The sequence below is a fragment of the Prosthecobacter sp. genome, assembly GCF_020439865.1.
Taxonomy (GTDB): Bacteria; Verrucomicrobiota; Verrucomicrobiia; order Verrucomicrobiales; family Verrucomicrobiaceae; genus Prosthecobacter.
Genome location: NZ_JAGRPF010000103.1, coordinates 1 through 11,008, shown reverse-complemented (window position 1 = coordinate 11,008; position 11,008 = coordinate 1). Strand labels below are relative to the sequence as shown.

Sequence of the window (11,008 nt, the reverse complement as noted above, 5' to 3'; positions counted from 1 at the left end):
GGGCGCTCTATTTCTTCGCTTCTTCCTCGTCCTTTTTCTCCGGCTTGGTGACTTCCCGCATCGGGTTCGGAGCCTTGTCCTCCTTGTAGAGCTGGAACTTGCTCTTCACGGGGCGGCGGGGCCAGAAGTTGTTCTCCACATCGGTGTCGGTGAGTTCCTGACGCGGATCGAAGGTGATTGATTTGAGTTCCTTCTTTGTGAACAGCATCTTCGAGGCCTTCTGCGTGTTGAAGCGCCAGATTTCCGGCGGGAGTTTGATCTCCTCCTCGGTGCCGTCGGTGTATTCGACCTTCAAAATCACCGGCGTCACCAGCCCGCCGACGTTACGCAGTTCGATGGAGTAGAAGTTGTGCTTCGTCTCCAGCAGCTTCGGGTCGATCTCCTCCTCGTTGAGCTCCTTGATGAGGTTTTCGAACTTCTTCTTCTCGCTCGTCAGCACGGTTGTCTTGTCAAAGCTGTCGTAGAAGTCTTTCAGCTCAGGGAACCGGTCCACACGCTTTGAGAGCGGGTAGTTGCGCTCCTTCGTGGTGGTCTTTGGCAGTTCGTCCTCCTCCTGTTTCTTTTTCTTCTTCTCGATGGCGGGATCGCGCGTGTCGAGCTGCAGCCATTTCACTTCATCGACGGCCACATCGACGTGATCGACACTGTAAAACCAGCCGCGCCAGAACCAGTCGAGGTCCACGCCGCTCGCGTCTTCTATCGTTCGGAAGAAATCGCTCGGCGTCGGCCGCTTGAACATCCAGCGTCGTGCGTAGGTCTTGAACGCGTGATCAAACGCCTCGCGGCCGAGGATGTGCTCGCGCAGGATGTTTAACGCGGCGGTAGGCTGTCCGTAGGCGTTGGGGCCGAGGTCAGCGATCGACTCGCTATTCGTCATCACCGGCACGCGATCCGTCGTGCGCATGTAGCTGACCATGCCGCGCTCGTCGCGGCGATGCTTCCAGTCGTTCTCCCACTCCTCCTCGGCGAGGTATTCGACAAAGCTGTTCAGCCCCTCGTCCATCCACGTCCACTGGCGCTCGTCGCTGTTCACGATCATCGGGAACCAGTTGTGCCCGACCTCGTGAATCACCACGCCGATGAGCGCATACTTCGTGCGCTCGGGATACGTGCCGTCTTTTTCCGGGCGCGGACCGTTGAAGCAGATCATCGGGTATTCCATGCCGCCGATCGGCCCGTTCACCGACCACGCCACGGGATACGGGTAATCAAACGTGAACTTCGAGTACACCTGGATCGTGTGCGCAATGGCGTGCGTGGAATACTTGTCCCACAGCGGCATGCCTTCCTTCGGATAAAGCGACATCGCCATCACCGGCGGGCGATACATGCGGTCGGAGATGCCGCTCTTGCGCTCCGGTGTCGGCGGATACGTCGCTCCTTCCACGGCCATCGCATCCCAGATGAATTTTCGCGATGAGGCGAACGCGAAATCACGCACGTTGTCCGCCTTAAAGACCCACGTCTTCAGTCCCTTCGGTTTTCCTTTTTCCGCCGCCTTCGCTTCGTCGGGCGTGACGATAAACAGGGGCTTCTTCGTTTCTGCCTGCGCCTTCTCGAGCCGCTTGCGTTGTGTTTCGGTCAAAACGGCCTCGGGATTCTGCAGCACACCCGTCGCACCGACGAGGTGATCGTCCGGCACCGTAAGCCGGACGGTGTAGTTGCCGAACTCGAGGGTGAACTCGCCTGTGCCGAGGAACTGCTTGTTGATCCAGCCCGCGTAGTCCGTGTAGGCCGCCATGCGCGGAAACCACTGTGCGATGGTGTAGATGCAGTTCTTGTCCTCCTCGAAGTATTCGTAGCCCGTGCGAGCGCTGATGCGCTTGCAGTCGTTGATCGGATAGGCCCAGCCGATCTTGAAGACAAAGTCCGCTCCCGGAGCGAGCGGTTGGGGCAGATCGAGCCTCAGCATTGTCTTCACCACCGCGTGCGGCAGTTTTTCACCCTGCGCATCCGTGAGTTTCGTGATCTTCATTTCGCCATCGTAGTCCTCGTAGGCCAGCAGGCGATCCACCGCAAAGTAGGTGATCTTTGACGGATCGATGCCGCGCTTCGTGTTCGGCACCGCACGCGAGTCCGCATTGTGCGAGAGGTAGTTCTGGTCGAGCTGCACCCATAGATACTCCAGTGTGTCCGGCGAGGCGTTGTGATACGTCACCGTCGCCTCAGCCGTGATCGTGCGCTTCACGTCGTCCAGTTCGACTCTGATGTCATAGTCCGCCCGGTTCTGCCAGTAGTCGCGGCCTGGCGCTCCCGACGCCAGCCTGACCGTCGATGGCGTCGGCATCGTCGAATCCAACTGCTGAAACTTTTGCACCGGCGCGCCGGGTTCGGCGGCGAACAGGGACGATGCAACGATCAGACAGAACAGAACGCGTTTCATGGTGCGCCATTGTTCCGACTCGCCGTGACTTGGCAATCACGGAATGCAGCGGAAACCCGCTTGCCGATCCCCTCCGGCTCTGATTGCATCCGCGCCATGCATTCACCCTCCCACCTCCTCTGCCTCCACCCATGAGCTGGGAGATTGTCACGCTGCTGTTTTTCGCCGGGTTGAGCGCCGGATTCATCGACGCCATCGCAGGCGGCGGTGGGTTGATCTCCGTGCCGGCGTTGCTCGCAGCCGGATTGTCGCCGCAGATGGCGCTGGGCACGAACAAGATGCAGTCGAGCTGTGGCACGTTGATGGCGGTGCGGAAGTATGCGAAGGCAGGTCTCGTTTCGTGGTCGCAGGTTCGATTGGCGGTGCTGGTGACTTTTGTGTTCGCACTGCTCGGAAGCTGGACACTCACGAAGGTCAGCAATGACGTGCTGAAATACATCGTGCCGTGGATGCTGATGGGCGCGGCGATCTATGTGCTGATCAGTCCACGGCTGAGCCGGCACGGATCGCATGCGCGCCTCGGCGTGGTTGCTTTTTCGTTTCTTGGCGGGACCGTGCTCGGATTTTACGACGGCTTCTTTGGTCCCGGCACCGGCGCGTTCTGGACGATCGCCTGTCTGTCACTGTTCGGACTCGAGCTTACGCGCGCCACGGCGTTCACGAAGGTCGTCAATCTCACCAGCAATCTCGCTTCGCTGCTGGTCTTCGTCATCACGGCACGCGTGAGTTACGAAATCGCCGCCGCGATGATCGCGGGCCAGCTCATTGGCGGACGCCTTGGCGCGGGCCTGGCGATCAAACATGGAGCACCGTTCATCCGCATCATCTTCATCATCGTGGTGTTCGCGATGGTGACGAAATTGTTGTGGGACCAATTTGCGAAGTGATGACCTTATTTTGAGGCGTCCGGCGTGAATATGCAGCGCGTAATTGCCTCCCACACCCTCCCTGCCTATGATCGCTGCTCCCATGCCAACCATTCAGTCCTCCGCTCAAAGTCGCAGCTTCCCGAAGTTCGATCTCTCACGCCTGCTCGGCACTGTTTTCAAGCCCACCTTTGGTCGCAAGATTTGCATCCTGATCGACCTGCCGGATCTCGTCGAGGCGAAGGATTATGCGTTCTTGAAGAACCCGGAGCGTCCGATTCAGCAGCGTGCGCATGAGCATTTTTATCTGGGCTTGAAAAACGGGGTTGCGGAAGAGCTCGCGCTCAAGGGCGGTGAAATGTACGCCTACACGCAGACCACAGGGAGCAACCTCGATCTGCCGGATCTGTGTGTGGACATGAGCGGCAAGGAATTGAGCCTGGAGAAGGACATCTATCCGAACTACGACATCATCCTTTGCATCTCCACCTTCTCCGCCACCGCTCCGCTGACGGCGTTTGCCAAGCAGTATGGATTCCGCGGTGCCACGCTGCATGGTGTGAATGATGTGATCTTGAATTCGGGTCTTGCCGTCGATTACGAAGTCGTGAGCCGCGATGCTGAAAAGCTGCGTCTCGCCATGACACGCGCCGATGCGGTTGAGATCGATTTCACGGTCGAAAATGGTCCTGACATGACCGTGCGGCTCGAATTGAGCCAGCAGGAGGCGCAAAAAAGCCACGGCCTTTGCCAGGGCGACACGCCAGACATCGCGAACCTTCCCGCAGGCGAAGTTTATTTCGTGCCCACCGGTGCCGAAGGAACCTTCCCGTTGAAATACGAAGATGGAACACTTGGCAAACTCACGGTGACTGGTGGCCGCATCATCAAGGCCGAGCTCATTGCCGGAGAGCAGAGCACCATCGACACGCACAATGCCAGACTCGTCGACGATCCGATGACCGGCGTGCTCGGCGAGCTCGGATTCGGTACGCAGGTGCTGCCGGTTTCCGGCGCGGACATTCAGGACGAGAAGGTGCTCGGCACCTGCCACCTCGCCACCGGTCGCGACGACCATCTCGGAGGTCACATCACTCCCGCGCAGTTCAAGCGCCATCAAAACGCCACGCACGACGACATCCTCTTCGCGCCGCACAAGACACCGAACTTCGACATCAAGCAGACCCGCATGTTCCGTGATGGCAAGGTCACCGTACTCAATGAGCACTTTCAGCCTTCGAAATATTTGCTCGAAGCACTCGCAGCGGAATAGAATCTTCGCCGGATGAACATCTACGAAACGCGTCGCCTGCTCGACGAATACCTGCTGTTTCATTACGGCGCCCCGAACGAGGTGCTGCCATGGGAGAACGGGCCGCGTGAGGCGCTGGGCTTTCCAGTGCGCACGGTGATGGAGCTGATCGACCTACCGCGCACGCCGTGTGAGGCGGTGGCGCTTGATCTCGGCTGCGCCGTCGGAAGGTCGAGCTTTGAACTGGCGAACTTCGGTGTGAGCGTGCTGGGCATTGATTATTCGCAGAGTTTTGTCGATGCGGCGGCGAAGCTGGCCGCCGAAGGGCAGATGGAATATGAGCGTGTCGATGAAGGCAGCGCGACAACGAAGCTTTTGGCGAAGGTGCCGGAGAATTTGCGGCGCGACCGCGTGCGTTTCGAGCAGGGCGATGCGATGAACCTGCGCGACGACCTGGGTGACTACGACATCGTGCATGCGGCGAATTTGCTCTGTCGTCTGAGTGATCCGCTGAAGTTGATCGAGCGATTGCCGAGTTTGGTTCGGCCGGGCGGGCAGTTGCTGCTGACAACGCCCTGCACGTGGTTGGAAGATTTCACGCCTCGTGGAAACTGGCCCCAAGGTTCGACGCTGGAATGGCTCAAATCGCTGCTGGAGCCGCACTTCGATCTCGCGAAGACCTGCGACATGCCGTTTTTGATTCGCGAACACGCGCGGAAATATCAATGGAGCGTGGCGCTGGGGATGCGATGGCGGAGAAAAGTCGAGGCCGTCTGATTTTGCAGGCTTGCTTCGCAGCGGCGGCCTCGCCTAGGCTGCGCGCCGCATGCAAATCACGCTCATTTCCCTTCTCCTGGCCACCGTCGTCGCCCGGGCGCAGACTCCGAACTTTAAGGAACAGCTCATCGACGCCGAGGTGGGCATCGGCTACGGGCTGGCCGCGGCGGATGTGAACGGCGACGGGCTGAAGGACATCCTGCTGGCCGATAGCAAGGTGATCGTCTGGTATGAGAACCCGACGTGGAAGAAGCACGTCATCGCCGAACAACTCACGGAAAAAGACCATGTGTGCCTCGCAGCGCGCGACATCGACGGTGATGGCAAATGCGAGATCGCCGTCGGCGCGGAATGGAATCCGGGCGACACGACGGGCAGCGGCGCGGTGTTTTATTTGATCCCGCCGGCGGATCGCACGCAGAAATGGGAACCGGTGAAGCTCACGCATGAGCCGACGACGCATCGCATGAAGTGGGTGCGCAACCGCGGCGGGCGTTATGATCTCGTCGTCGTTCCGTTGCACGGCCGCGGCAATGACAAGAATGGCGAAGGGGCAGGCGTGCGTGTGCTGGCCTATCACATGCCAAAAGATCCACGCAAGGAGTGGAACACCACCGTGGTGCAGGACACGATGCATAAGACGCACAACCTCGAGATCATCCCCGCGCCCAATGGTGAAGCCGAGAGCCTGTTGCTGGCTGGACGCGAGGGCGTGGTGCGGCTGGATCAAACCGACGACGGCTGGAAGGAACAGTGGATCTCGAAGCACCCGAAGGATAATCCTGAACTCCAAGGGGCAGGCGAGGTACGCTATGGTGCCTTTTCCGGCGGGCAGCCTTACATCGTGACGATCGAACCGATGCACGGGGACAAACTGGTCATCTACACGCCGAAGCCGGAAGGTCCGAAGAACGGCGAATGGCAGCGGCATGTCATCACGAGTGAACTTGTTGATGGCCATGCCATCGCGACCCATGACCTGCTTGGTTTGAACAATCGTCAGATCGTCGTCGGCTGGCGCGCGCAGCAGAAGATTGGCAAGGTGGCGGTGAAACTTTTCTGGACGACGAAAGAAGATGGGAACGGCTGGCAGGAGGCCTTCATCGACGATGGCGGAATGGCCTGTGAAGATGCCGTTTGTGCGGATCTCGATGGCGATCACGATTTGGAAATCATCGGTGCAGGTCGTCGTAGCAAGAATGTTAAGATTTACTGGAATCAGCGAAATCAGTGAAACAAAAAACCATCTACTGGTTCTAGCGGATGGGTTGCATGGGCGCGGATCGTGCTTCTAAAGTCGTACTCGCCATGAAAACTTCCCGATTTTCTCTCGCTGTCATAGGCATGCTGGTGCTCTGCCAGTGCGAATTGCCAGAGTATCCACTATTCTCTGCACGCCGTGAGATGGTGAGGCGCCCGCTGTTGGTGCTGCCCGCGTTCGCTTCGCAGTCGCCTTTGTATGTCTGGCATGGCAATGGCAGGCCGGGTCCGCTGAGCGTGAACATCGACCTCAGCCAGCAGAAGGCGTATCTGTTCAAGAACGGCCAGAGCGTGGGATGGACCTATGTGGCGACGGGCCGCAGCGGCTATGCCACGCCGACAGGCACCTTCCGCATCATGGAGAAGATCGCCAACAAGCGTTCGAACAAGTATGGCATGATCGTCGATTCCCGTGGCAACGTGGTCAACAGCAACGCCACGGCCGGTGTGTCCCGTGTGCCGCCAGGCGGTCAGTTTGTCGGTGCCCGCATGCCCTACTGGATGCGCATCACCGGCTACGGCGTGGGCATGCATGCGGGTCCGATTCCACGTCCGGGTTCTCCGGCATCCCATGGTTGCATCCGCCTGCCGGCCAGCATGGCGGAGACGATTTTTCAGCATGCCGACGTGGGCACGCGAGTCACGATCATGCAGTAGCGACTGCTGTAGCGAGGATTTCCTCAAAGCGCTGCAGCCAGGCGTGTGTGCCGGTCTCGCGCAGCAGCCATTGACGACCTGCGCTGCCCATTGTCTGGCGTGTTGAGGCAGGCGTGGACTCCATCTGCTGCACATCGTGGACGATGCTGTCCGCGTCGCCCGGTTCATGATGCAGACCTGTAACGCCATGATGAACGATTTCGCCGAGGCCGCCTGACTTTGCGGCGAGCACGGGTTTGCTGTAATCATAGGCCTCGTAAACCACCAAGCCCAGCGGCTCCCACCAGGTGGAGGGAACGATTACCGCACGGCACCGGCGCAGCGCCTCGCGCTTGGTCTCACCACCGACGTGTCCGAGCTGGCCGATGTACGGATTGGTGCGCACGCGCTGCTGCACGGCATCTTCCAGTGGGCCTTCACCGGCGATGTGCAGCAGGGGGGTGTTCTTGCCGAGCTGCTGGCGAAGCCGGTCCCACGCGTCGAGCAGCACGGTGACGCCTTTGGTGTCGGCCAGGCGGCCCAAGAAAAGGTAATAGCCTGCATCTTCGGATGTAGGCGCCCGCGGCAGTGCGTTCCACGAGTGGCGCAACGTGTGCACACGGTCCGCAGGCAGCGAGCCGGTGGCGATCAGTTTCTGCCGCATGAAATCGGACACCGCGACCCACGCTTTCACACTTTGGAGCCAGCCGCTGCGATGCAGCGCCTTGAGCATCACCGCGAACAGCGCGCTCTTCACGACGGAGTTCTGCCAGGCGCCGGCGCGCACTTCGTCCCAGTAGTTGCCGTAGAGCGCGTTGGGCTCCAGCCTGCCGTTCACATGCAGCGTTCCGCCGACAGAGAAAGGCCGATAGTTATGGAGGAACTGCACCAACGGCAGCCCGCGTTCCAGCGCCGCGTGATACAGGGAAGGGGAGCCTACCGGATGAATGTTGTGAAACACCGCGGCACCCGCGCCACTGGCGTCCAGCGCCGTCTCGAAGCGGCGGCGGGCCCCGCGGTTGTAAAACAAGCGCGCCGCCTGGCCCAGCTTCGAGGGGGCCGCGGCTCCGGTCCATTCGGAGCTCTCGAACCGGCACCAGGTCATGTTGTGCCCGGTGGAAAGATCGTCATGGATCTTGTCCACGATCAGCTCTTCGCCTCCCCGGAAGAGGTAGCGGTTGAAGACGTGCAGCAGGGCGCGGGGCTGAGTGGGGGAGACGGGAACCATCGAGATCGGGAGCAAAGAAAACCTGCGCCGCCTGATTGCCAAGCAGATCGCAGGCCATCAGACCGATTGTCGCACGATTTGCAGCCCCGTCTTGCCTAAATTCCCGCTTCGTGATATGCACATCCACCATGAAGCCCGCCAACCGCAGCCTCTTCATCGCGACAGCCTTCATCGCATTCGGCGTGTTCGCACAAGATGCCGCATTGCGCCCGTGGAAGGACACCCAGGGCCGGATCATTCAGGCCACGTTCGTCAGCGCCACAGCGGACAGCGTCGTATTGAGAATGGCGGACGGCAAAGAGCATCAGATCCCGCTGGCGCGTCTCTGCGCAGAGGACCAGGCCTATGCGAAGAGCCAGGCGGCCGCACCTGCCCCCGCGGCCCCCACCACCGAGGCTGCCTCTCCGCCTGCCATCGCCGCTGCTTCGTTGAATCGTGTGCCCATCGAGAAACGCACCTGGCCGGACAATGTGGTCGTACCGACGAATTCCATCGAGATCCAGGTGGTGGAGGAGAATCCGGTCGCGCGGAAGTGCATCTACCGCTCCGAGGCGTTCGAGTTCACTTCGCAGGCCAAGCTGGCCGGCAGCGTGATGAAGGAGGTGGCCCGCACTTTTGAGGCCACCCGGGCGCTTGTCTCATCGCTGCCATGGGGCGTTGTCTGCGTTCCGCCCGAGGGCTTCGAGCGCTATCAGGCCGCGCTTTATGAAACCCGGCAGGATTACAAGGATGCTGGCGGTCCCGACAACTCCGGCGGAGTTTACATGGGGGACGAAAAGACCTTCAAGGTCCCCTTTGAAAGCATCGGTCTCAAGCTTCTTGGCAAATCCTATGCCAAGGACGCCGGCTATGACGGCGGCACGCTGATCCACGAGATCACCCATCAGGTGATGGACGACTACCTCACCTTCCTCCCCGTGTGGGTCATCGAAGGCACGGCGGAGTACACCGAGATGCTGCCTTACAACGCGGGCAAGTTCCGCGCCGACGCGCACAAGACGAGCATCCGCGATCACATCAAGGAGATGGAGAAACGCGGCTACGCCGCCGACATCGGCAATCTGGAGACGCACATGACGATGAACCGCGCCACTTGGTCCGCTATCGCCGACACCTCAAACAAGAAGATGGGGGAGCTGTACTTCCGCTCCGTGCTGATCGTGTACTTTTTCTGCCACCTCGACGGTGAAAAGGGCGCGGAGGGCCGGCGCTTCATGAAGTTCATGGATGCCGTCTATGGTGAGACCGAGGCGCTGCGCACTTTTTTCAAGGATCCGCGCGTCAAACGTCTCCCCGAAGGCCGGTTCAGCTACCCCACAAACTTTCCGCCGCCGGACATGAAGCCAGACACGGCTCCGTTCAAGCATCTCGAGCTGCTTCTCGACGGGCGCGGTTATTCGCAGATCGCGAAGGAGATCACCGAAGCCTACAAGAACATCGGCGTTAAAATTTCGGTCAACTGAGTGTGCGCACGGCGGCGTCCACTTTCGCTGCGTCCAGACCGCCGTTGACCAGCATGGAATCGAAGCGTCCGAAGTCCTTCGTCAGCACGCATACCGCATAGGCGCGTGACTCCACGCTGGGCGAGGCGAGCGCATCCTCGAAGATCGGACGCACGCAGTCGGCCACCTGATCCAGCAGCAGGGCGGCATAGGCGTCCTTGGTCTCGCGCGGGAGATCAGACCGCCAGTCGTCGGCGATCTGTTGGACGAGGCCGGGGTTCAAAACATCCCGCAAGCCTTCGATCTTCTCGAAGTCGTGTGTTTCGAGAGCCCGGCGGATTTTGGCAAGCTGCGGCTCAGGGGAGGACTGAGATGGTGCGGGTTTCGGTTCTGCTGCCGGGGCGGCCTGCTCCGGCCGCCGCTGGAGGATCTCCTCCGGCGTGAACACATGACCGCTCATCCGCTCTTCCAGGGCCAGCCGGCACAGCCAGTCACAGCCGCAGACGCGCAGATGTTCCTCATGGCGGTTTTCGGTCGCCTGTTGCAGCGTAAAACTCGCGCCGATGGACTGCGGCCCCCAGCGTTCCCCCATCGAAATGGGCGTGGCCGGGCAGTTCAGGTGCAAATGCACATCCAACTGCGTCTTTCGGTCATGGTCCGAAGGCAGATGGCCGATTCCAAGAGTGATGGTCGTGGCAGGCATGGTTTTCCAGAGAATCGGCAGATTTTTCAGACGGAAACGCATCAAAGCAAGGCCTGCATTTGACGCACCCCCGCGACTGTGCAAGATGCCGCGCTTTCCGGCACCGCATTGAGGTTATTCACACCGAAACGGCCCCGAAAGCGCCCCCAACTGAACGCTTTCACTCAAAAATCTCTGATCCCCATCTCAGATCTCTCATACCTGATCCATGCCCAAAGACACCTCCATCAAACGCATTCTCGTCATCGGTTCCGGCCCCATCGTCATCGGCCAGGGCTGTGAGTTCGACTACTCTGGCGTCCAGGCCTGCAAGGCCCTGCGCCAGGAGGGCTACGAGGTGGTGCTCATCAATTCGAATCCGGCCACGATCATGACCGATCCAGAGTTCGCGTTCCGGACCTTCATCGAGCCGATCACGCCGGAGATGGAGGAGAAGATCAGCATCAAGGAAAAGCCGGATG

At 60.1% G+C, this 11,008-nt stretch carries 10 protein-coding genes; 7 read left to right on the top strand and 3 right to left on the bottom strand.

Annotated features, from left to right (window positions below):
* Positions 1–7: 7 nt before the first annotated feature.
* A complete protein-coding gene (locus KDL09_RS11070; RefSeq protein WP_294384752.1) occupies positions 8–2,383 on the bottom strand; it encodes a M1 family metallopeptidase in 2,376 nt (791 codons plus the stop codon).
* 131 nt (positions 2,384–2,514) lie between these two features.
* On the opposite strand from KDL09_RS11070, the gene KDL09_RS11065 reads away from it, so the two are divergent.
* The 5 genes from KDL09_RS11065 (at position 2,515) to KDL09_RS11045 (ending at position 7,195) form a co-directional block, all read left to right on the top strand.
* Entirely contained in the window at positions 2,515–3,270 is a 756-nt protein-coding gene (locus KDL09_RS11065) for a TSUP family transporter (protein ID WP_294384750.1), read from the top strand.
* An 82-nt stretch (positions 3,271–3,352) separates the two neighbouring features.
* Entirely contained in the window at positions 3,353–4,522 is a 1,170-nt protein-coding gene (locus KDL09_RS11060) for an aminopeptidase (protein WP_294384743.1), read from the top strand.
* Positions 4,523–4,534: 12 nt separating this feature from the next.
* Entirely contained in the window at positions 4,535–5,278 is a 744-nt protein-coding gene (locus tag KDL09_RS11055; RefSeq protein ID WP_294384741.1) for a putative 4-mercaptohistidine N1-methyltransferase, read from the top strand.
* A gap of 49 nt (positions 5,279–5,327) precedes the next feature.
* The gene (locus KDL09_RS11050; RefSeq protein WP_294384739.1) at positions 5,328–6,512 is read left to right on the top strand and encodes an FG-GAP and VCBS repeat-containing protein; all 1,185 of its coding nucleotides are present in this window, start codon (positions 5,328–5,330) and stop codon (positions 6,510–6,512) included.
* A gap of 74 nt (positions 6,513–6,586) precedes the next feature.
* Positions 6,587–7,195, top strand: coding sequence for a L,D-transpeptidase (locus KDL09_RS11045; protein WP_294384737.1), 609 nt, complete (start codon positions 6,587–6,589; stop codon positions 7,193–7,195).
* Here KDL09_RS11045 and KDL09_RS11040 read toward each other — a convergent pair.
* A complete protein-coding gene (locus tag KDL09_RS11040) occupies positions 7,185–8,402 on the bottom strand; it encodes a glycosyltransferase family 4 protein (RefSeq protein WP_294384734.1) in 1,218 nt (405 codons plus the stop codon). The genes KDL09_RS11045 and KDL09_RS11040 overlap by 11 nt on opposite strands.
* A 128-nt stretch (positions 8,403–8,530) precedes the next feature.
* Between KDL09_RS11040 and KDL09_RS11035 the strand changes: the two genes are divergently transcribed.
* On the top strand, positions 8,531–9,865 hold the full coding sequence (locus tag KDL09_RS11035; protein WP_294384733.1) for a hypothetical protein: 1,335 nt from the start codon (positions 8,531–8,533) through the stop codon (positions 9,863–9,865).
* Here the strand turns inward: KDL09_RS11035 and KDL09_RS11030 are convergent.
* On the bottom strand, positions 9,858–10,547 hold the full coding sequence (locus KDL09_RS11030) for a hypothetical protein (RefSeq protein WP_294384732.1): 690 nt from the start codon (positions 10,545–10,547) through the stop codon (positions 9,858–9,860). The two genes, KDL09_RS11035 and KDL09_RS11030, sit on opposite strands and share 8 nt — an antisense overlap.
* A 208-nt stretch (positions 10,548–10,755) precedes the next feature.
* Here KDL09_RS11030 and KDL09_RS11025 point away from each other — a divergent pair.
* Positions 10,756–11,008 (top strand): hypothetical protein (locus KDL09_RS11025; protein ID WP_294384731.1); only part of this gene is annotated, 253 nt, incomplete at its 3' end.

Bases quoted from the DNA above. Each gene is read 5' to 3' on its own strand.
- KDL09_RS11070 (WP_294384752.1), bottom strand. From the start codon at position 2,383: ATGAAACGCGTTCTGTTCTGTCTGATCGTTGCATCGTCCCTGTTCGCC.
- KDL09_RS11065 (WP_294384750.1), top strand. From the start codon at position 2,515: ATGAGCTGGGAGATTGTCACGCTGCTGTTTTTCGCCGGGTTGAGCGCC.
- KDL09_RS11060 (WP_294384743.1), top strand. From the start codon at position 3,353: ATGCCAACCATTCAGTCCTCCGCTCAAAGTCGCAGCTTCCCGAAGTTC.
- KDL09_RS11055 (WP_294384741.1), top strand. From the start codon at position 4,535: ATGAACATCTACGAAACGCGTCGCCTGCTCGACGAATACCTGCTGTTT.
- KDL09_RS11050 (WP_294384739.1), top strand. From the start codon at position 5,328: ATGCAAATCACGCTCATTTCCCTTCTCCTGGCCACCGTCGTCGCCCGG.
- KDL09_RS11045 (WP_294384737.1), top strand. From the start codon at position 6,587: ATGAAAACTTCCCGATTTTCTCTCGCTGTCATAGGCATGCTGGTGCTC.
- KDL09_RS11040 (WP_294384734.1), bottom strand. From the start codon at position 8,402: ATGGTTCCCGTCTCCCCCACTCAGCCCCGCGCCCTGCTGCACGTCTTC.
- KDL09_RS11035 (WP_294384733.1), top strand. From the start codon at position 8,531: ATGAAGCCCGCCAACCGCAGCCTCTTCATCGCGACAGCCTTCATCGCA.
- KDL09_RS11030 (WP_294384732.1), bottom strand. From the start codon at position 10,547: ATGCCTGCCACGACCATCACTCTTGGAATCGGCCATCTGCCTTCGGAC.